Source organism: Streptococcus sp. NM (assembly GCF_003390135.1).
Taxonomy (GTDB): domain Bacteria; phylum Bacillota; class Bacilli; order Lactobacillales; family Streptococcaceae; genus Streptococcus.
Map to the genome: position 1 here is coordinate 587,909 of NZ_QUOS01000001.1, position 21,198 is coordinate 609,106.

Sequence of the window (21,198 nt, forward strand, 5' to 3'; positions counted from 1 at the left end):
CATAGTATAGATGCTTATTCCAGTTTAGTTTAGCAGGGTGAATGAATACTTATCTGAGAAAATGTAGTTTCCTCAAGCAAAGATTAAATCACACAGCTTTCACATTGGTTGGCACCGACTTCTCCACCGTCATCTGTAAAGGTACGGACGTAGTAGATAGACTTGATACCCTTGTTAAAGGCATAGTTACGAAGGATAGACAAGTCACGTGTCGTTTGTTTATTTTCCTTCTTCCATTCGTAAAGACCTTTTGGAATGTCACTACGCATGAAGAGTGTGAGTGAAAGTCCTTGGTCCACGTGCTCAGTTGCAGCCGCGTAAACATCAATCACCTTACGCATATCCATGTCGTAAGCAGAAGTGTAGTAAGGAATGGTTTCTGTTGACAAGCCAGCAGCAGGATAGTAGATTTTACCGATTTTCTTTTCTTGTCGTTCTTCGATACGTTGCGTAATCGGGTGGATAGAAGCAGAAACGTCGTTGATGTAACTGATAGAACCATTTGGAGCTACAGCAAGGCGGTTTTGGTGGTAAAGACCATCTGCTTGAACCTTGTCGCGAAGTTCAGCCCAGTCAGTGGCACTAGGGATAAAGACATCTTTGAAGAGTTCTTTAACACGGTCTGATTTTGGAACAAATTCGCCAGTCACATACTTGTCGAAGTAGCTTCCGTTAGCATAGTCTGATTTTTCAAAGTTGTGGAAGGTGATACCACGTTCACGCGCAATATTGTTTGACTCAACTAAAGTCCAGTAGTTCATAAGCATAAAGTAGATGCTAGTAAACTCAACAGACTCAGGTGACCCATATTCAATCAATTGTTGGGCAAGGTAGCTGTGAAGTCCCATTGCACCAAGACCAAAGGTATGAGCTTGGCTATTTCCGTGGTCGATGGTAGGAACAGCTACGATGTGTGAACTATCTGTAACGAAAGTTAAGGCACGCACCATAGCACGGATAGAACGACCAAAGTCAGGTGAAGTCATCATGTTAACCACGTTGGTTGAACCAAGGTTACATGAAACATCCGTTCCCATTTGAAGGAATTCTTGGGCATCGTTGATCAAGCTTGGTTCTTGGACTTGAAGAATCTCAGAACACAAGTTGCTCATGATAATCTTACCATCAACAGGGTTTGCACGGTTAGCCGTATCAATGTTGACGACATAAGGGTAGCCAGATTCTTGTTGCAATTTAGAAATTTCAGTTTCCAAATCACGCGCCTTGATTTTTGTCTTGCGAATGTTTGGATTTGCGACTAGTTCATCGTATTTTTCAGTGATGTCGATGTAGTTGAAAGGTACGCCATACTCTTTTTCAACAGAGTATGGGCTGAAGAGGTACATTTCTTCATTTTTACGTGCTAATTCGTAGAATTTATCTGGTACTACAACACCAAGTGAAAGAGTCTTAACACGAACTTTTTCATCAGCGTTTTCTTTCTTAGTTGAAAGGAAGGCGATAATATCTGGGTGGAAGACGTTGAGGTAGACAACACCAGCACCTTGACGTTGACCCAATTGGTTTGAGTAAGAGAAGCTATCTTCGAAAAGTTTCATAACTGGAACGACACCAGAAGCGGCTCCTTCATAGCCTTTGATAGGAGCTCCAGCTTCACGAAGGTTGCTGAGGGAAATTCCCACACCGCCACCGATACGTGAAAGTTGAAGAGCTGAGTTGATAGAACGTCCGATAGAGTTCATATCATCAGTTACTTGGATCAGGAAACATGATACCAATTCTCCACGACGAGCACGTCCAGCATTCAAGAAGGAAGGAGTAGCCGGTTGGTAGCGTTGGTGGATGATTTCATTGGCAATATCGATGGCAACAGCTTCATTGCCATCAGCGAAATAAAGGGCGTTAAAGAAGACACGGTCTTCCATACTTTCAAGATAATATTCACCGTCGTTTGTCTTCAAGGCATATTGATTATAAAATTTATAGGCAGCCATGAAAGACTTGAATTGGAAGTTTTGTTCTTTGATAAATTGAGACAATTCTTCCAAAAATTCTGGACGGTATTTCTTGATAAAGGCTGTTTCGATGTAGTTGTGTTCAATGAGGTAGTTGATTTTATCTTTGATTGAATCAAAAACCATAGTGTTTGGAACTACATTTTCTTTAAAGAAGGCATCCAAGGCTTCCTTATCTTTATGAAGCATGATTTGTCCATTGACAGGACGGTTGATTTCGTTATTGAGACGGAAGTAAGTTACGTCTTCAAGATGTTTTAATCCCATAAAATTTCCCTTATCTAATTACAAAAGAAAGGCTTCTAAGTTAGCCCTAGAAGCAGTTTCTTCTGGATGGTGTACTAAGATTATGCTAATTGTTTCAATTTTCCTGGTTGGAAACCTGAAAAGACTTCAGTTGGTGTTTGGATAACAGGAGCTGCGCTGAAACCGAGCTCTTTAACTTGATCGATATACTCAGGTTGCTCATCAAGATTGATTTCACGATAAGCGACATTATTACTGTCCAAGAAACGTTTGGTCATCTTACATTGGACACAGTTGTTTTTAGAATAAACGGTTACCATTTTGTAACTCCTCTTTCAAAATAGATTACTTTCTTAGTATATCAGAAAATAAATTTTTGTCAATGATTTAAAACTAAATATAGTGGTCTATTTTTCTGCTCAAGCTAACAAAACACAATATGTAGTGTTTGATTTGTAAAAAAATTATAATTATCCTATAAGTTGTTTTTTGAAAAACTATATCCTGTGTTTTATCAATAAATATAGAAGATTTTCAGCAAGTTATCTGAAAGGAAATCGAATAAATCCCATAAAATGCTTGAAAAAAATCCTAGAAGATGATATAATACCAAATTGTAAGGGTTATCACATATAACTCAAAAAAGAAAGAACAAAAGGAGAGTCAAACTATGGCTTCTAAAGATTTCCACGTAGTGGCAGAAACAGGTATTCACGCACGTCCAGCAACATTGTTGGTACAAACTGCAAGCAAATTTGCTTCAGATATCACTCTTGAGTACAAAGGTAAATCAGTTAACCTTAAATCAATCATGGGTGTTATGAGTCTTGGTGTTGGCCAAGGTGCTGACGTAACTATCTCAGCTGAAGGTGCAGATGCAGATGACGCTATCGCTGCAATCTCAGAAACAATGGAAAAAGAAGGATTGGCATAAGGAAAATGACAGAAATGCTTAAAGGAATCGCAGCATCTGACGGTGTTGCAGTTGCAAAAGCATATCTACTCGTTCAACCGGATTTGTCATTCGAGACTGTTTCAGTCGAAGATACAAACGCAGAAGAGGCTCGTTTGGATGTAGCTCTTGAAGCTTCTCAAAACGAGCTTTCTCTTATCCGTGAGAAAGCTGTAGGTACGCTTGGTGAAGAAGCGGCTCAAGTTTTTGACGCTCATTTGATGGTTCTTGCTGACCCAGAATTAATTGGTCAGATTAAAGAAACAATCCGTGCTAAGAAAGTCAATGCTGAAGCAGGTCTTAAAGAAGTGACTGACATGTTCATCACTATCTTTGAAGGCATGGAAGACAACCCATACATGCAAGAACGTGCAGCGGATATCCGCGACGTGACAAAACGTGTGTTGGCTAACCTTCTTGGTAAAAAATTGCCAAACCCAGCTTCTATCAATGAAGAAGTAATCGTAATTGCGCATGACTTGACACCATCTGATACAGCTCAATTGGACAAAAACTTTGTAAAAGCTTTTGTAACAAACATCGGTGGACGTACAAGCCACTCAGCTATCATGGCACGTACACTTGAAATTGCAGCTGTATTGGGAACAAATAACATCACTGAAGTAGTGAAAGACGGTGATATCCTTGCCGTTAACGGAATTACTGGTGAAGTGATTATCAACCCAACAGATGAACAAGCGGCAGAATTTAAAGCAGCTGGTGAAGCTTATGCTAAACAAAAAGCTGAATGGGCACTTTTGAAAGATGCTCAAACAGTAACTGCTGACGGTAAACACTTCGAGTTGGCTGCTAACATCGGTACTCCAAAAGACGTTGAAGGTGTTAACAACAACGGTGCAGAAGCTGTTGGACTTTACCGTACAGAGTTCTTGTACATGGATTCTCAAGACTTCCCAACTGAAGATGAGCAGTATGAAGCATACAAGGCTGTTCTTGAGGGAATGAATGGTAAACCAGTGGTTGTTCGTACAATGGATATCGGTGGAGATAAGGAACTTCCTTACTTCGATATGCCACACGAAATGAACCTATTCCTTGGATTCCGTGCCCTTCGTATCTCTATTTCTGAAACTGGAGATGCAATGTTCCGTACACAAATCCGTGCCCTTCTTCGTGCTTCTGTTCATGGTCAATTGCGTATCATGTTCCCAATGGTTGCCCTCTTGAAAGAATTCCGTGCAGCTAAAGCAGTTTATGAAGAAGAAAAAGCAAACCTTCTTTCTGAAGGAGTTGCAGTTGCGGATGACATCCAAGTTGGTATCATGATTGAAATCCCTGCAGCAGCAATGCTTGCAGACCAATTTGCAAAAGAAGTAGACTTCATGTCAATTGGAACAAACGACTTGATCCAATACTCAATGGCAGCAGACCGTATGAACGAGCAAGTTTCATACCTTTACCAACCATATAACCCATCAATCCTTCGCTTGATCAACAACGTTATCAAGGCAGCTCACGCTGAAGGTAAATGGGCTGGTATGTGTGGTGAGATGGCTGGTGACCAAAAAGCTGTTCCACTTCTTGTCGGAATGGGCTTGGATGAATTCTCTATGTCAGCAACATCTGTCCTTCGTACACGTAGCTTGATGAAGAAATTGGATACTGCTAAGATGGAAGAGTACGCAAACCGTGCCCTTACAGAGTGTTCAACAATGGAAGAAGTTCTTGAACTTCAAAAAGAATACGTTAACTTTGATTAATCGAAAAGTCCTTGCAACTAAGTTGCAAGGTTTTTTTATAGTTTAAAATCATAAAATCTATTAACTAGTTCATAAAATGCTTGACAATAAAAAAAAACGGAGTAGAATATTAACTAGTTAAATAACTAGTTAAGGAGTTTTTATGAAGAAACAAAATTTGTTTTTAGTGTTGTTAAGTGTCTTTCTTTTGTGTTTAGCTGCTTGTGGGCAGAAGGAGAGCCAGTCAGGTAAAGGGATGAAAATTGTGACTAGTTTTTATCCTATCTATGCCATGGTCAAGGAAGTATCTGGTGACTTGAATGATGTTCGAATGATCCAGTCAAGTAGCGGAATTCACTCCTTCGAACCTTCAGCAAATGATATTGCAGCCATCTATGATGCAGATGTCTTTGTCTACCATTCGCATACACTTGAATCTTGGGCGGGAAGTCTGGATCCCAATCTAAAAAAATCCAAAGTTAAAGTTTTAGAAGCTTCAGAAGGAATGACATTGGATCGTGTCCCTGGGCTAGAAGATGTGGAAGCAGGTGATGGAGTTGATGAAAAAACGCTTTATGATCCTCACACTTGGCTAGATCCTGAAAAAGCTGGCGAAGAAGCCCAAATTATCGCTGATAAACTTTCAGAGGTTGATAGTGAACACAAAGAAACTTACCAGAAAAATGCGCAAGCCTTTATCAAAAAAGCTCAAGAATTGACTAAGAAATTCCAGCCTAAATTTGAAAAAGCGACTCAGAAAACTTTTGTAACACAGCATACAGCCTTTTCTTATCTAGCTAAGAGATTTGGACTCAATCAACTTGGAATCGCTGGTATCTCTCCTGAACAAGAACCAAGTCCAAGACAACTAACAGAAATTCAGGAATTTGTTAAAACCTATAAGGTTAAAACAATTTTTACAGAAAGTAATGCTTCTTCGAAAGTAGCTGAAACTCTTGTCAAATCAACAGGTGTGGGTCTAAAAACTCTGAATCCTTTAGAGGCAGACCCACAAAATGACAAGACTTATTTAGAAAACCTTGAAGAAAATATGAGTATTTTAGCAGAAGAATTGAAATGAGGAGATTATGAAAATCAATAAAAAATATCTAGCTGGATCAGCAGCAGCACTTGTTTTAAGTGTCTGTGCTTATGAACTAGGTTTGCATCAAGCTCAAACTGTAAAAGAAAATAACCGTGTTTCATACATCGATGGCAACCAACCAAGCCAAAAGGCAGAAACTTTGACACCTGATGAAGTCAGTAAAAAAGAAGGTATAAATGCCGAGCAAATTGTTATCAAGATTACGGATCAAGGTTATGTGACTTCTCATGGAGATCATTATCATTATTATAATGGCAAGGTTCCTTATGACGCTATCATCAGTGAAGAACTGCTGATGAAAGATCCGAATTATCAGTTGAAGGATTCAGATATTGTCAATGAAATTAAGGGTGGTTATGTCATTAAGGTAGACGGGAAGTATTATGTCTATCTTAAGGATGCAGCGCATGCTGATAATGTTCGCTCAAAAGAAGAAATCACTCGTCAGAAGCAGGAACATAGCCATAATCAGAATGTAAGCACAGATAATGCTGTTGCTGCAGCCAGAGCCCAAGGACGTTATACAACGGATGATGGTTATATCTTTAATGCATCTGATATCATTGAGGATACGGGTGATGCTTATATCGTTCCTCATGGCAATCACTTCCACTATATTCCTAAGAGTGACTTGTCTGCTAGTGAATTAGCTGCTGCCCAAGCCTTCCTAGCTGGGAAAGGTAATCAACCAAGCTCAGTTGGGTATCGTCCTTCAACAAATTCTTCTAGCAGTAGCGCATCAGAGGCATCGAATAATAGTTCATATGGACAAACGAATCAAAGCAATGTTGAAGCAAATACCAGAAGATGGACTCCAAGTGTTAGACCACAAGTGGATAATAGCTATCAAGCTAGTCCGAGTGAAGACGTATCCAGTCTCTTGAAACAACTTTATGCCTTGCCACTCAGTCAACGACACGTGGAATCAGATGGACTTGTCTTTGATCCAGCGCAGATTACAAGAAAAACTGCGAATGGTGTTGCAGTGCCACACGGAGACCATTATCACTTTATTCCTTATTCTCAAATGTCTGACTTAGAGCAGAAGATTGCAAGAATGATTTCTGAAAATTATCAAGGAAATCATACTACTGCAGGTGGTAAAGAATTAAAACCAATTCCGACTCCAATCCTTCCAAATTTAATTCCATCTCCTGTTTTGCCAGCTCTTAGCTTAAAACCTTTGAAACCTATTGTAAAACCGGCTCCTACTCCAAATCCTAAAATAGACTCAAATTCTGCTTTGGTTAGTCAGCTGGTACGAAAAGTTGGAGAAGGATATGTTTTCGAAGAAAAAGGAATCTCACGCTATGTTTTTGCGAAAGATTTACCATCTGAAACTGTTAAAAATCTTGAAAGCAAGTTATCAAAACAAGAGAGTGTATCACACGCTTTAACTGCTAAAAAAGAAAAAGTTGCTCCTCGTGACCAAGAATTTTATGATAAAGCATATAATTTATTGGCCGAGGCTCATAAAGCCTTATCAGAAAATAAGGGTCGTACTTCTGATTTCCAAGCTTTAGATAAATTAGCAGAACGCTTGAATGATGAATCTTCTAATAAAGGAAAATTGGTAGATGATTTATTGGCATTCCTAGCACCAATTACTCATCCAGAGCGACTTGGCAAACCAAATTCTCAGATTGAGTATACCGAAAATGAAGTCCGCATTGCTCAATTAGCTGATAAGTATACAACGTCAGATGGTTACATTTTTGACGAACATGATATTATCAGTGATGAAGGAGATGCCTATGTAACGCCTCATATGGGACATAGTCACTGGATTGGAAAAGACAGCCTTTCTGATAAGGAAAAAGCTGCAGCTCAATCTTATACTAAAGAAAAAGGAATTCTACCTCCATCAGCAGACGCAGATGCTCAAGCAAATCCAACTGGAGATAGTGCAGCGGCCATTTACAATCGTGTGAAAGGTGAGAAACGAATTCCACTCGTTCGACTTCCATACATGGTTGAGCATACAGTTGAGATTAAAAATGGTAATTTAATTATTCCTCACAAGGATCATTACCATAACATTAAATTTGCTTGGTTTGATGATCACTCATACAAAGCTCCAAATGGTTATACTCTGGAAGACTTATTTGCGACGATTAAGTACTATGTTGAACATCCTGATGAACGTCCACATTCTAATGACGGATGGGGAAATGCCAGCGACCATGTCTTAGGTAAGAAAGACCACAGTGAAGATCCCAAAAAGAACTTCAAAGCGGATGAAGAACCAGTAGAGGAAACACCTGCTGAGCCAGAAGTTCCTCAAGTAGAGACTGAAAAAGTAGAAGCCAAGCTCAAAGAAGCAGAAGCTTTGCTTGCGAAAGTAACGGATGCTAGTCTGAAAGGAAATGCGACAGAAACCCTAGCTGGTTTACGAAATAATTTGAGTCTCCAAACCATGGATAATAATGGTATCATGGCAGAAGCAGAAAAATTACTTGCGTTGTTAAAAGGTAGTAATCCTTCGCCTGTAAGTAAGGAAAAAACAAATTAATGAAAAATGGGAGTCTCGATAAAGAGACTTTCATTTTTATTATGTATATACGAAAAATTCTTGACAAGCAGTACTAAAAATAGTAAACTATTAACTAGTTAATTAACTGGTTTATTATTTTATAGTGAATCAAATAGAGTTAAGAAAAGAGGAAAGAATGAAAATCAATAAAAAATATCTAGCTGGGTCAGCAGCTGCACTTGTTTTAAGCGTCTGTGCTTATGAACTAGGTTTGCATCAAGCCCAAACAGTAAAAGAAAATAACCGTGTTTCATACATCGATGGCAACCAACCAAGCCAAAAGGCAGAGACTTTGACACCTGAGGAAGTCAGTAAAAAAGAAGGTATAAATGCCGAGCAAATTGTCATCAAGATTACGGATCAAGGTTATGTGACTTCTCATGGAGACCATTATCATTACTATAATGGCAAGGTTCCTTATGATGCTATCATTAGTGAAGAACTGCTAATGAAAGATCCGAATTATCAGTTAAAAGATTCCGATATTGTCAATGAAATCAAGGGTGGCTATGTGATTAAGGTAGATGGTAAGTATTATGTCTATCTAAAGGACGCAGCACATGCTGATAATGTTCGATCAAAAGAAGAAATCACTCGTCAGAAGCAGGAACACGGTAGTAATCACGGAGGTGGTTCTAGCGATAAAGCGGTAGTTGCTGCCAGAGCTCAAGGCCGCTATACAACGGATGATGGTTATATCTTTAATGCATCTGATATTATAGAAGATACAGGTGATGCCTATATCGTTCCTCATGGCAATCATTTCCACTATATTCCTAAGAGTGACTTGTCTGCCAGTGAATTAGCTGCGGCCCGAGCCTTCCTAGCTGGGAAAGGTAATCAACCAAGCTCAGTTGGGTATCGTCCTTCAACAAATTCTTCTAGCAGTAGCGCATCAGAGACATCGAATAGTAGTTCATATGGACAAACGAATCAAAGCAATGTTGAAGCAAATACCAGAAGATGGACTCCAAGTGTTAGACCACAAGTGGATAATAGTTATCAAGCAAATCCAAGTGAAGACGTATCTAGTCTCTTGAAACAACTTTATGCCTTGCCACTCAGTCAACGACACGTGGAATCAGATGGACTTGTCTTTGATCCAGCACAGATTACAAGAAAAACTGCGAATGGTGTTGCAGTGCCTCACGGAGACCATTATCACTTTATCCCTTATTCTCAAATGTCTGATTTAGAACAGAAGATTGCGAGAATGATTTCTGAAAATTATCAAGGAAATCATACTACTGCAGGTGGTAAAGAATTAAAACCAATTCCGACTCCAAGCCCTGCTCCAGAGCCCAACCCAATACCAAGTCCACAACCTGCACCAAATCCTCAACCAACTCCAAGCAATCCAATTGATGGAAAATTAGTAAAACAGGTGATTCGAAAGGTGGTTGATGGTTATGTCTTCGAAGAGAATGGAATTTCGCGTTATATTTCTGCCAAGGAACTTTCAGCAGAAACTGTTGCAGCCATTGATGATAAACTTGCCAAACAAGAAAGTTTGTCTCATGAGTTAGGAGCTAAGAAAACCAATCTTGCATCTGGTGATCAAAAATTTTACAACAAAGTTTATGATTTACTAGCAACAGTTCATCAAGATTTGATTTCCAATAAAGGACGTCAAGCTGATTTTGACGCTTTTGATAGACTATTGGAACGTCTCAACGATGAGTCAAGTGATAAAGTCAAGTTAGTTGATGATATCCTTGCTTTTCTAGCGCCGATTCGTCATCCAGAACGTTTAGGAAAACCAAATGCACAAATAGCTTACACAGATGATGAGATTCAAGTAGCCAAGTTTGCAGGCAAGTATACAACGGAAGATGGCTATATCTTTGACCCCCGTGATATCACCAGTGATGAGGGGGATGCCTATGTAACTCCACATATGAGCCACAGTCATTGGATTAAGAAAGAAAGTTTGTCTGAAGCTGAAAGAGCAGCAGGTCAAGCTTATGCTAAAGAGAAAGGTTTGACGCCTCCTTCAACAAATCATCAAAGTCCAGGAAATACTGAGGCTAAGGGAGCAGAAGCGATTTACAATCGAGTAAAAGCAGCTAAGAAGGTACCACTTGACCGTATGCCTTACAATCTCCAACATACTGTGGAAGTTAAAAATGGAAGTTTGATTATACCTCATTATGACCATTACCATAACATCAAATTTGAGTGGTTTGACGAAGGACTTTATGAGGCACCTAAGGGGTATACTTTAGAAGAGCTATTTGAAACTGTGAAGTATTATGTCGAACATCCAAACGAACGTCCGCATTCAGATAGTGGTTGGGGCAATGCGAGCGACCATGTTCAAAGAAACCACAATAGTCAAGCTGCTAACAATCAAACAGAGAAACCAACAGAGGAGAAACCTCAGACAGAAAAAATTGAGGAGGAAAAACCTCGCGAAGAAAAACCGAAAAATGAGAAAGCAGAATCTCCAAAACCAAAAGAACCAGAGGAATCAGAAGAAGAATCACCATCGGAACCAGAGGAACATCAGGTTGAAACTGAAAAGGTTGAAGAAAAACTGAGAGAGGCGGAAGAGTTACTTAAAAAGATTAAGGATCCAATTCTTAAGTCCAATGCCAACGAAACTCTCACAGGATTAAAAAATAATCTGTTATTTGGTTCTCAGGACAACAATACTATTATGGCAGAAGCTGAAAAGCTATTAGTCTTGTTAAAGGAGAGTAAGTAACTATACAACTATTATAGAAGATAAAAAGGGAGCAGAATATGGATTCTGTTCTCTTTTTTATGAAATTGTGTAAAAATTCTTGACATATTTTCTAAATAAAGATAAACTATTTACTAGTTAATTAAATGGTTAAACACTAGTTAAGGAGTTATAGTGAAAAAGAGGACTATTTTAGTATTGATGACCAGTGTATTGGCTCTGGTATTAGCTGCTTGTGGCCAAAAGGAAAGCCAGTCAGGTAAAGGGATGAAAATCGTGACCAGTTTTTATCCTATCTATGCCATGGTCAAGGAAGTATCTGGTGACTTGAATGATGTTCGAATGATTCAGTCAAGTAGCGGAATTCACTCCTTCGAACCTTCAGCAAATGATATCGCAGCCATCTATGATGCAGATGTATTTGTCTACCATTCTCATACACTCGAATCTTGGGCAGGAAGCCTGGATCCCAATCTAAAAAAATCCAAAGTTAAGGTTTTAGAGGCTTCAGAAGGAATGACTTTAGATCGTGTTCCTGGATTAGAAGATGTGGAAGCAGGTGATGGTGTTGATGAAAAAACGCTTTATGACCCTCACACATGGCTAGATCCTGAAAAAGCTGGAGAAGAAGCCCAAATTATAGCTGATAAACTTTCAGAGGTTGATAGTGAACACAAAGAAACTTACCAGAAAAATGCGCAAGCCTTTATCAAAAAAGCTCAAGAATTAACTAAGAAATTCCAGCCTAAATTTGAAAAAGCGACTCAGAAAACCTTTGTAACACAACATACGGCCTTTTCTTATCTAGCGAAGAGATTTGGACTTAATCAACTTGGTATTGCAGGCATCTCTCCTGAACAAGAACCAAGTCCACGACAACTAACAGAAATTCAGGAATTTGTTAAAACCTATAAGGTTAAAACGATTTTTACAGAAAGTAATGCTTCTTCGAAAGTAGCTGAAACTCTTGTCAAATCAACAGGTGTAGGTCTTAAAACTCTGAATCCTTTAGAGGCAGACCCACAAAATGACAAGACTTACCTAGAAAACCTAGAAGACAATATGAGTATTTTAGCAGAAGAATTGAAATGAGGAGATTATGAAAATAAATAAGAAGAAACTTGCTGCTGGTGCAGCTGTCGTCCTTTCTTTAAGTCTGTGTATTTATGCATTGAATCAACATCAGACAGGAGAGAATAAAGATACGAATCGTGTATCTTATGTCGATGGGAAACAAGACACTCAAAAAACAGAGACACAAACACCAGATCAAGTCAGCAAAAAAGAAGATATCCAGGCTGAACAGATTGTTGTGAAAATCACTGATCAAGGTTATGTGACTTCACACGGTGATCATTTCCATTATTATAATGGGAAAGTTCCTTTTGATGCGATTTTCAGTGAAGAACTTTTGATGAAAGATGCCAATTATCAACTTAAAGACGCTGATATTGTTAACGAAATCAAAGGTGGTTACATTATCAAGGTGGATGGTAAGTATTATGTTTACCTTAAGGATGTGGCACATGCGGATAACGTTCGTTCGAAGGACGAAATTGAACGCCAAAAACAAGGTCATACTCACGATGCACCAACATCTAATAGTGCAGTGGCGCTTGCTCAATCTCAAGGTCGCTATACTACTGATGATGGCTACATCTTTAATGCATCTGATATTATAGAGGATACTGGTGATGCTTATATCGTCCCTCACGGAGGACATTACCACTACATTCCAAAGAGTTCCTTGTCTGCTAGTGAATTGGCTGCAGCACAAGCTTACCTCTCTGGAACTAGAAATCAGCCTAGTGTGACTGACTATCGTCCAAGTACAAATGGGACTGGTCAAGCTACCAAGCCTATTCAACAGACTGAAATACCAAGTAATAAAGCCGAGAGTCTTCAAAGTCTATTACAGCAGCTCTATGCTCTTCCAAGTACTCAACGATATGCTGAATCGGATGGTTTGACTTTTGATCCTGCTAAGATTTTAAGCAGGACACCGAGTGGTGTAGCGATTCCTCATGGAAATCACTATCATTTCATTCCCTATACAAAGCTTTCTGCATTAGAAGAAAAGATTGCGAGAATGATTCCTCTAACTAGTGACAGTGTGAAACCAACACCATTGGAGAATCCAAGCAAACCAGCAGAAAAACCTACTCAGCAAAACCATCATCATGAGAAAGACGGTGATCATGGAAGTCAGGCACATAAGCATGAAGAACATGGACATGACGCTCATCATGATGAAGACCATGATCACGGTTTTGATGCTAATCGTGTCATCAGTGAGGATGAACAAGGCTTTGTCATGAGTCATGGTGACCACAATCATTACTTCTTCAAGAAAGATTTGACAGCAGAGCAAATTAAGGCAGCTCAGGATCATTTGAAAACACATCATGATGCGGAGCCTGTAAAACCTCTTGCTAAAACGGTAGAGTCTTTCTCAAGAGATGCTAGCGATGAAGAAAAGATTGCTTATATTTCTAAAACATACGGAGTTCCACTTGAAGCGATTAGAATTTCAAACGGATTCTTTGTCTTTGGAAATCCAGACCAAGCCTACGATCCAACTCATATCCATCCATACGCTGTTCGTAAGGAACATGTTCGACTCCCACTCCAAACTGGAAATCCAGAACTTGATTTCTTAAATGAACTCTATACCACTGCTTTGCGAGATGGTGTGTCTCCATATAGCTTGCAGGTAGAAAATGGTAGTTTTGTGATTCCTCATGGCGACCACAATCATTACATCAAGGTTCAAACTAAGGGATATGAAGTGGCTTTGAAAAACAAGATTCCAGCCCTACAATCCAATTATCAACCTGGAGCTTTTGATGAGAAGGCAGTTTTGGCAAAAGTAGATCAACTTTTAGCTGATAGCAGAAGCATCTACAAAGACAAGCCTATCGAACAAAGACAGATTGAGTTGGCTTTGGGTCAATTTACTGAAAACATGAAGAAACTTTCAACCAACTCGACTGCAGGTTATCTTGCAACACTTGACCTCTTTGATAAGCAATATATCCATATTGATGAAAGTGTCAAACCAGTTGAAACAAGTCCATTAGACAAGAAATATCAAGCCTTGATTGATAAAATCAATACACTAGATACAGATTCTTATGGACTTCCTAAGAAAGACCTTCTGGTTCGACTCCAAGAAGCTAAATTGGCTAAAGATGAGGCTGCTTTAGCAGCGGTTGAATCACAACTTCAAGCTCTTCAAGACTTTAATGATCGAACAGGTGTTACAACTGTAGAATACATCAAGTATTTCTACGAACACGTAAATGACGGTCGTTTAAATGATGAACTTCGAAACAAAGTGGCTCAGTTGACTTGGACCTTGTATCAATCTCAATCCTTCCTTAAGGCAGCGGAATTGAACAAATTGTTCCCAAGTATCTATCAAGCAAAACAAGAAGTAGAAGAAGCTTTAAAAGCTCAACCAACCATTGCTAAATCGACTAAGACAGTTCTAGATACTGAAAAAGTTGATAACCAAAGTGCTAAGACAGCTATTTATGGCTTCTTGAAAGAATTGTACGGAGACTTCATGCCCGAAGAACATGTCAATCATGTTAGCAAGGAAGAAGTAGAAAGTCTCTTGAGCAAGGCAACTCAACTCTTGGAACAAATCCAAGAAGAAGGAATCAGACAATCCTTGGCAGAAGAAGTAGAAAATCTCAAAGCTGCTACAAACAAGGTTGATGCAGACTTGGATGAAGTAAACAGCCAGGTAAAAGATGTCTTGACTCGTATCGCTAGCGCCCTTCAACAAGAGAAGGAAAATGCAGAGCAAGATCCTCAGACACTTGTACTTTATCAAAAACTCTACGATATTCTTATGTCGCTTCATGCATGCTTAGAAAACAATAAGGGTTCTGATGCCGACTTTGATAAGGTGGATGCATTACTAGATCAACTTTCTGCTAAGAGTAAGGATAAAGCTGCTTTACTTGAATTGACAAAAACTATCCTAGTCTTGAATCAAGAAATCAAGTCAAAAGCTAGCGCAAGTGAAGAAGCAAGTCCAGCAACAAATGCTGAAGCAAATACTGATAAGACCAGTCCCGAAACAGAAACATCAACAGCTGAGAAATCTAACAGTGAAACTGCAAGCAACGAAAACAAAGCAAGCAACACAATCGATTCTAAACCTGCTGAATTAGCTTCAGAAAAGGAAACAACAGAATCTACAACAAGTACTGGAAATCAAGACAAACCTGCTGAATAACTAAAAAAGACGAGGTAGCTGAGCTACCTCGTCTTTTTAGTCTTTATAAGCTACGATACCAATGATGGTATCAACTGCACGTTCCATGGTCTGAAGACTGACGTATTCAAAACGTCCATGCATATTTTCTCCACCCGCAAAGATATTGGGAGTAGGGATTCCCATAAAGGAAATTTTAGAGCCGTCTGTCCCTCCACGGATTGGTTCGATTATAGGAGTGATACCTAAATCTTCCATAACGGCTTTAGCAATGGTAATTGGAGTCATATCTTTTTCAATGACTTCTTTCATATTGTAGTACTGGTCTGTCAAGTTTAGAGTGACACGGTCGCTACCAAGTTCTTGATTCATCTTATCAGCGATTGACTGCATAGCTGCTTTACGCGCTTCAAAGGCATCTTTTTCAAAATCACGAATGATGTAGCTTGCACGCGCCTCTTCGACACTACCTGTCACATCCATTAGATGGTAAAAACCTTGGTAACCTTCAGTTAACTCAGGTCGATCATTTTCTGGAAGTTGATTGTGAAAATCAATTGCTAGCTGAAGGGCATTGACCATTTGACCTTTGGCAGTACCAGGGTGGACATTGCGTCCTTGGAAATGCAATTCAGCACCAGCTGCTGAAAAGGTCTCGTACTGAAGCTCACCTAGCGGCCCACCATCCACTGTGTAGGCAAAGTCAACATCAAAATCTTCAGCATCAAATTTATTGGCACCTACACCGATTTCTTCATCTGGACCAAAACCAACACGAATCTCACAGTGTTTAATTTCAGGGTGAGCAGTTAGATATTCAATGGCTGTCATAATCTCAGCAATTCCTGACTTGTCATCAGCACCTAGCAAGGTTGTACCATCGGTTGTGATAAGCGTTTGTCCTGGATATTTCTCAAGACTCTTAAAGTCAGCTGGATCGAGTTTGAAACCAGAATTTCCTAGTTCAATCACACCACCATCGTAGTTTTCAATTACCTGTGGATTGACTCCTTCGGCATTAAAATCAGCAGTATCCATGTGAGATATAAAGCCAATCTTACGTGTTAAAGATGGATCATTGGCTGGTAAGGTTCCAATTGCAAAACCATTTGGTAGATAATAAACATTTTGTAATCCAACACGTTTCATTTCAGGAATAAGAACATTTGTAGCAAAATCAACCTGACTCTGCGTACTTGGAGTAGTAGTAGAGTGTTCATCAGAGCGCGTATTGACCTTAACGTAGGTTAAGAAGCGGTCCAAGAGATTGGGATAAGTCATAAAAAACTCCTTTTGAATTCATTTTTTCCATTGTATCATAGAAAAGAGAGAAAAACAAAAGACTGAAGTTAGGGAAATTCGCTATGTTGGCGTTTACTTATCAACGAATTCATGATAAAATAAACTTGATAAAAATATCACAAGGAAGCGATTATGAAAAAAGCAATTTTAATGATGACTTTCGGTTCGCCAGAAGAGATTACCTTTGAAGGTGTGGCTGATTTTTTCACAAATATTCGTCGTGGAGTGAGACCTCAAGACCACGAGATTCAAACTCTCTATGATAATTATGTACTAATTGGAGGGACGCCTCTGCAAAGAATTACCCGAGAAGAGGTTGCCTTGGTAGAAGCTAGGCTGGGGAATGAGTATAGTGTTTATTTTGCTAATAAGTTTTCCAGACCTTTTATTCCAGATGTGATCAATCAGATGGAAGCAGACGGAATCGAGCAGTGTATTTGCTTGATTTTGGAGCCTCATTATTCTTTTTACTCTGTCATGGGATACGAGAAATTTTTAGAAAGCAAACAAATTCAATTTTTAGTTATTAAGGACTGGTATCAAGAAGAAGCACTCTTAAACTATTGGGCAGATGAAATTGCTAAGATTTTAAAAGAAGAAGTGAAGCAAGATAACTTTAAAGTCGTCTTTTCAGCCCATAGTGTACCAATTTTTGCCTTGGATTTTGGAGACCCTTATATCGACCAAATTTTTGAAAATAGCAAGCTAGTCGCTGAAAAGCTGGGGTTGAGTTCCGAGCAATATACTAACACTTGGCAAAGTGAAAGTGATATTGGGATTCCATGGATTAAGCCAGATGTCTTGGAGTATCTTAGAGAGCAGAAAGAACATCCAGACCATTATATTTTTGTTCCTATCAGCTTCATCAGCGAGCATATTGAAGTCTTGTTTGACAACGATGTGGAATGTTATGACTTGTGTCAGGAATTTGGGGTGAACTATCATCGTCCACCAATGCCAAATACAGATTCTCGTTTGATTGATGCCTTGGTCAATACAGTCAGAGCCAATGAACATCAAGAATTTAAGGAATTTCTCCCAGAAGAAGAAACCTTTGATGAGTTAGTTCCTTCAGATGAGACTAAAAATATTTTGGCCGAATCTGAAGATTTACAAATGCCGGAATTTGTGAAAAAACTGATTGAGAAAAAAGGTCGGGAAAATGTTAAGATGCCTTATCTTATTAAGAAAATGCTTGAAAAAGCAGGCAAGTTACCGAAAGAGTAAAGAAAAAAGGATTTAGCTTTGTGCTAAATCCTTTTAATCGATTATTTTTTCTCAAGAAGGGCTTTGATTTCTTGAAGTACTTCCAACTCAGTTGGACCAGCTGGAGCTTCCTCAGCAGCTTCTTTCTTAGTAAGACTTTGAGCTTTTTCAATACCTTTGATTACAAAGAAGAGAACAGTACCGATAACTAGGAAGTTGATAACAGCGCTCAAGAATTTACCATATGTAACACCATTCCAAGCAAGCTCAGCGATGTTTTGTACTTTCGCAGCTTCCAAGGCTGGATTCAAAATAAGTGGAGTGATGATATCGTTAACAAGTGATGTAACGATTGCACCAAAAGCAGAGGCAATGATCACACCGACAGCAAGGTCAACAACATTACCACGAAGCAAAAATGCTTTAAGATCTTTTAACATTTTCATAATTTCCTTTCAAAAAAAGTTTATACTTCATTATATATTAATTAAAAAAAGCTTGCAAGATATATGCTCAGAAATTTTATTTTTTAAAAATAAAAACCTTACTAAAAATGTAATTAAGGATAATTATCAATAATTGTGCAAGAACTGTTTCGATTGCATTTACTTTATCAAGATTCCCGTTTACGAATTGACCTATGATGTGGGGAAACCTAGTCACAAACAGAAAAGTAAAGAGCAAGTCTAACAGAAAAGTAGAAAGGCGGGCAAGAGAAAATTTCACTAAACGTCTTGGCCAATTCTGCCTAGCTTGCTTAAATACAATCCTATCATTTGTGATAAAGGCAAATAGGATACCAATAATATTTGCTAAGGCAGTAGCAAGGAGTTCTCTGTGAGCTAGTTGATAAATGACTAATCGTGATAGTATAGAAACAAGAGTAGTTGCTATACCAAAAAAAAGATAAGCGAGAAGTTCGTTATTAAAAATATAAGTGATTATTTTTTTCATGCTTTTAGTATAGCATAAAGCAGGCTATTGTGCTATACTAGTAAGGTTGATTCAAGCAACCCTTGGTGCTTAGCTTCTTTCACCAAGCATATTATACGCGGGAAACCGCCAAAGGAGAAAAAATGAAAAAATTAACTATTCGTGATGTTGCAGATATTGCAATCGTCGCTGCTATCTATGTCGTTTTGACTGTTACACCGCCCCTAAATGCCATCAGCTATGGTGCTTATCAGTTCCGTATTTCAGAAATGATGAACTTTATGGCTTTTTACAATCCTAAGTACATCATCGCAGTTACTATCGGTTGTATGATTGCTAATTTCTTTAGCTTCGGACTGCTAGATGTCTTTGTTGGTGGTGGATCAACCCTAGTATTCCTTAGTCTAGGTGTTTGGCTTTTTGCAAAATACAGCAAAGATTACCTCTTTAACGGATTGATTCGAAAAGATCATTTCTTCTTTTCAATCCTCTTTTCAATTTCCATGTTTACTATCGCTGCAGAGTTAAATATTGTAGCAGAATTACCATTTTTCCTTACTTGGTTTACAACAGGTATCGGTGAATTTGCCTCATTAATTATTGGTGCGATTATCATTGGTAAAATTGGTCGTCGAATCGATTTAAGCAAATAGAATTAGGTAAGCTAGGTAGCTCTTACCTGGCTTTTTCTTATGGAAAATTTCTAAGGAAACTTGACAAGATTTTCTAACTATAGTATACTTTTTAAGTAAGCTGATTTAGCTCAGTTGGCAGAGCGCATCCATGGTAAGGATGAGGTCGCCGGTTCAATCCCGGCAATTAGCATGATATTTACAGGGAAACTCTTGAGCACAAGAGTTTTTTTTCTTATGCTCGCGAGAAAAAAATCTGACTTTTGTATAATAAAAGTCATCCTGCAAAAATTTCTTATTGACAAAATCACTTATTTCTAGTAATATAATAGACGCGATGAGTCGATAGGTAGTCTTCGGACTACTATTGAGCATAAGGAGGTCATAACGCAGGAGCGGACCTTGATGAGTTGTGTGAACCTGCTCATCACATGAAGATGCCTCTTAGTCCCTAGTCTAGCGACTGGGGATTTTTATTTTCTAAAAAATGATGAAAAAGCTTTGCAATTCATGGAAAAAGTAGTATAATACATCTATTATAGAAATTTTTAGAAAATTCCAAAAGAGGTTATTTATGGGATATACAGTTGCTGTAGTCGGCGCGACAGGTGCTGTCGGAGCTCAGATGATAAAAATGTTGGAAGAATCAACACTTCCAATCGATAAAATTCGTTTACTTGCTTCTGCACGTTCAGCAGGTAAGACTTTGAAGTTTAAAGATCAAGATATTACGATTGAAGAAACGACTGAAACAGCTTTTGAGGGAGTTGACATTGCTCTCTTTTCAGCAGGTGGTTCTACATCAGCTAAATATGCACCATACGCAGTTAAAGCTGGTGCGGTAGTAGTAGATAATACATCTTACTTCCGTCAAAATCCAGATGTTCCTTTGGTTGTTCCAGAGGTCAATGCTCATGCACTTGATGCCCACAATGGGATTATTGCCTGCCCTAACTGTTCAACAATCCAAATGATGGTAGCTCTTGAGCCAGTTCGCCAAAAATGGGGCTTGGACCGTATCATTGTTTCAACTTACCAAGCAGTTTCAGGTGCTGGTATGGGAGCAATTCTTGAGACACAACGTGAACTTCGTGAAGTCTTGAATGATGGTGTAACCCCACGTGATTTGCATGCGGAAATCTTGCCTTCAGGTGGTGACAAGAAACACTATCCTATCGCTTTCAATGCTCTTCCACAAATTGATGTCTTCACTGACAATGATTACACTTACGAAGAGATGAAGATGACTAAGGAAACTAAGAAAATCATGGAAGATGATAGCATTGCAGTATCTGCAACATGTGTGCGTATTCCAGTCTTGTCAGCTCACTCTGAGTCTGTTTACATCGAAACAAAAGAAGTGGCTCCAATCGAAGAAGTAAAAGCAGCTATCGCAGCTTTCCCAGGTGCTGTTCTTGAGGATGATGTCGCTCATCAAATTTATCCTCAAGCCATTAATGCAGTGGGTTCGCGTGATACCTTTGTTGGTCGTATCCGTAAAGACTTGGATGCTGAAAAAGGAATCCACATGTGGGTTGTTTCAGATAACCTTCTCAAAGGTGCTGCTTGGAACTCAGTTCAGATTGCAGAAACTCTTCACGAACGTGGATTGGTTCGACCAACAGCTGAATTGAAATTTGAATTAAAATAGTCATATTGTTTAGGAGTTCAGATGAACTCCTTCTTTGAAATAGAGAGG

General features: G+C 38.9%; 15 protein-coding genes, 1 tRNA gene and 1 riboswitch. Of the genes, 11 read left to right on the top strand and 5 right to left on the bottom strand.

Annotated elements, in window-relative coordinates:
* Positions 1–83: 83 nt before the first annotated feature.
* Positions 84–2,243: a class 1b ribonucleoside-diphosphate reductase subunit alpha gene (gene nrdE, locus DXN33_RS03095; protein WP_115904293.1), complete on the bottom strand. Its 2,160-nt coding sequence runs from the start codon at positions 2,241–2,243 to the stop codon at positions 84–86.
* Positions 2,244–2,323: 80 nt separating this feature from the next.
* Positions 2,324–2,542, bottom strand: a complete 219-nt coding sequence (nrdH, locus tag DXN33_RS03100) for a glutaredoxin-like protein NrdH (protein WP_000259240.1) — start codon at positions 2,540–2,542, stop codon at positions 2,324–2,326.
* Between the two features lie 350 nt (positions 2,543–2,892).
* Here nrdH and DXN33_RS03105 point away from each other — a divergent pair, with 350 nt between their 5' ends.
* The 7 genes from DXN33_RS03105 to DXN33_RS03135 all read left to right on the top strand — a co-directional run bounded on the left by DXN33_RS03105 (position 2,893) and on the right by DXN33_RS03135 (position 15,447).
* Entirely contained in the window at positions 2,893–3,156 is a 264-nt protein-coding gene (locus DXN33_RS03105) for a phosphocarrier protein HPr (protein WP_000146947.1), read from the top strand.
* Positions 3,157–3,161: 5 nt separating this feature from the next.
* Complete coding sequence (ptsP, locus tag DXN33_RS03110) at positions 3,162–4,895, top strand: phosphoenolpyruvate--protein phosphotransferase (protein WP_115904294.1); 1,734 nt, start codon at positions 3,162–3,164, stop codon at positions 4,893–4,895.
* A 142-nt stretch (positions 4,896–5,037) separates the two neighbouring features.
* Positions 5,038–5,955 (top strand): zinc-binding lipoprotein AdcAII, encoded by a 918-nt coding sequence (gene adcAII, locus DXN33_RS03115; protein WP_115904295.1) that lies wholly within the window; start codon positions 5,038–5,040, stop codon positions 5,953–5,955.
* A gap of 7 nt (positions 5,956–5,962) precedes the next feature.
* Complete coding sequence (locus tag DXN33_RS03120; RefSeq protein WP_115904296.1) at positions 5,963–8,491, top strand: pneumococcal-type histidine triad protein; 2,529 nt, start codon at positions 5,963–5,965, stop codon at positions 8,489–8,491.
* A 157-nt stretch (positions 8,492–8,648) separates the two neighbouring features.
* Positions 8,649–11,219, top strand: a complete 2,571-nt coding sequence (locus DXN33_RS03125) for a pneumococcal-type histidine triad protein (RefSeq protein WP_115904297.1) — start codon at positions 8,649–8,651, stop codon at positions 11,217–11,219.
* Between the two features lie 180 nt (positions 11,220–11,399).
* Positions 11,400–12,290 carry a zinc-binding lipoprotein AdcAII gene (gene adcAII, locus DXN33_RS03130; RefSeq protein ID WP_398584270.1) on the top strand — a complete coding sequence of 297 codons (891 nt, stop codon included), beginning with the start codon at positions 11,400–11,402 and terminating at the stop codon, positions 12,288–12,290.
* Positions 12,291–12,297: 7 nt separating this feature from the next.
* The gene (locus tag DXN33_RS03135) at positions 12,298–15,447 is read left to right on the top strand and encodes a pneumococcal-type histidine triad protein (protein WP_115904299.1); all 3,150 of its coding nucleotides are present in this window, start codon (positions 12,298–12,300) and stop codon (positions 15,445–15,447) included.
* 36 nt (positions 15,448–15,483) lie between these two features.
* Here DXN33_RS03135 and pepT read toward each other — a convergent pair whose 3' ends face one another.
* Positions 15,484–16,707: a peptidase T gene (pepT, locus tag DXN33_RS03140; protein WP_115904300.1), complete on the bottom strand. Its 1,224-nt coding sequence runs from the start codon at positions 16,705–16,707 to the stop codon at positions 15,484–15,486.
* A 153-nt stretch (positions 16,708–16,860) separates the two neighbouring features.
* On the opposite strand from pepT, the gene hemH reads away from it, so the two are divergent.
* Entirely contained in the window at positions 16,861–17,955 is a 1,095-nt protein-coding gene (gene hemH, locus DXN33_RS03145) for a ferrochelatase (RefSeq protein ID WP_115904301.1), read from the top strand.
* A 41-nt stretch (positions 17,956–17,996) separates the two neighbouring features.
* Here hemH and mscL read toward each other — a convergent pair whose 3' ends face one another.
* Both mscL and DXN33_RS03155 read right to left on the bottom strand, forming a co-directional pair.
* Positions 17,997–18,374: a large conductance mechanosensitive channel protein MscL gene (gene mscL / locus DXN33_RS03150; protein WP_004262437.1), complete on the bottom strand. Its 378-nt coding sequence runs from the start codon at positions 18,372–18,374 to the stop codon at positions 17,997–17,999.
* Between the two features lie 82 nt (positions 18,375–18,456).
* A complete protein-coding gene (locus DXN33_RS03155; RefSeq protein ID WP_049509333.1) occupies positions 18,457–18,888 on the bottom strand; it encodes a GtrA family protein in 432 nt (143 codons plus the stop codon).
* 28 nt (positions 18,889–18,916) lie between these two features.
* Positions 18,917–19,013: riboswitch (PreQ1 riboswitch) on the top strand.
* On the opposite strand from DXN33_RS03155, the gene DXN33_RS03160 reads away from it, so the two are divergent.
* The 3 genes from DXN33_RS03160 to DXN33_RS03170 all read left to right on the top strand — a co-directional run bounded on the left by DXN33_RS03160 (position 19,011) and on the right by DXN33_RS03170 (position 21,150).
* Positions 19,011–19,520 carry a QueT transporter family protein gene (locus DXN33_RS03160; RefSeq protein WP_115904302.1) on the top strand — a complete coding sequence of 170 codons (510 nt, stop codon included), beginning with the start codon at positions 19,011–19,013 and terminating at the stop codon, positions 19,518–19,520. Its footprint overlaps the riboswitch before it by 3 nt.
* Positions 19,521–19,619: 99 nt before the next feature.
* A tRNA-Thr gene (locus DXN33_RS03165) sits at positions 19,620–19,692 on the top strand.
* Positions 19,693–20,073: 381 nt separating this feature from the next.
* Positions 20,074–21,150 carry an aspartate-semialdehyde dehydrogenase gene (locus DXN33_RS03170; protein ID WP_000542464.1) on the top strand — a complete coding sequence of 359 codons (1,077 nt, stop codon included), beginning with the start codon at positions 20,074–20,076 and terminating at the stop codon, positions 21,148–21,150.
* Positions 21,151–21,198: the final 48 nt, after the last annotated feature.

Coding starts and splice junctions, on each gene's coding strand:
- DXN33_RS03120 (WP_115904296.1), top strand. CDS start 5,963: ATGAAAATCAATAAAAAATATCTAGCTGGATCAGCAGCAGCACTTGTT.
- DXN33_RS03135 (WP_115904299.1), top strand. CDS start 12,298: ATGAAAATAAATAAGAAGAAACTTGCTGCTGGTGCAGCTGTCGTCCTT.
- nrdH (WP_000259240.1), bottom strand. CDS start 2,542: ATGGTAACCGTTTATTCTAAAAACAACTGTGTCCAATGTAAGATGACC.
- pepT (WP_115904300.1), bottom strand. CDS start 16,707: ATGACTTATCCCAATCTCTTGGACCGCTTCTTAACCTACGTTAAGGTC.
- DXN33_RS03125 (WP_115904297.1), top strand. CDS start 8,649: ATGAAAATCAATAAAAAATATCTAGCTGGGTCAGCAGCTGCACTTGTT.
- DXN33_RS03105 (WP_000146947.1), top strand. CDS start 2,893: ATGGCTTCTAAAGATTTCCACGTAGTGGCAGAAACAGGTATTCACGCA.
- nrdE (WP_115904293.1), bottom strand. CDS start 2,243: ATGGGATTAAAACATCTTGAAGACGTAACTTACTTCCGTCTCAATAAC.
- DXN33_RS03170 (WP_000542464.1), top strand. CDS start 20,074: ATGGGATATACAGTTGCTGTAGTCGGCGCGACAGGTGCTGTCGGAGCT.
- mscL (WP_004262437.1), bottom strand. CDS start 18,374: ATGTTAAAAGATCTTAAAGCATTTTTGCTTCGTGGTAATGTTGTTGAC.
- ptsP (WP_115904294.1), top strand. CDS start 3,162: ATGACAGAAATGCTTAAAGGAATCGCAGCATCTGACGGTGTTGCAGTT.
- DXN33_RS03155 (WP_049509333.1), bottom strand. CDS start 18,888: ATGAAAAAAATAATCACTTATATTTTTAATAACGAACTTCTCGCTTAT.
- DXN33_RS03160 (WP_115904302.1), top strand. CDS start 19,011: ATGAAAAAATTAACTATTCGTGATGTTGCAGATATTGCAATCGTCGCT.
- adcAII (WP_398584270.1), top strand. CDS start 11,400: ATGACCAGTGTATTGGCTCTGGTATTAGCTGCTTGTGGCCAAAAGGAA.
- hemH (WP_115904301.1), top strand. CDS start 16,861: ATGAAAAAAGCAATTTTAATGATGACTTTCGGTTCGCCAGAAGAGATT.
- adcAII (WP_115904295.1), top strand. CDS start 5,038: ATGAAGAAACAAAATTTGTTTTTAGTGTTGTTAAGTGTCTTTCTTTTG.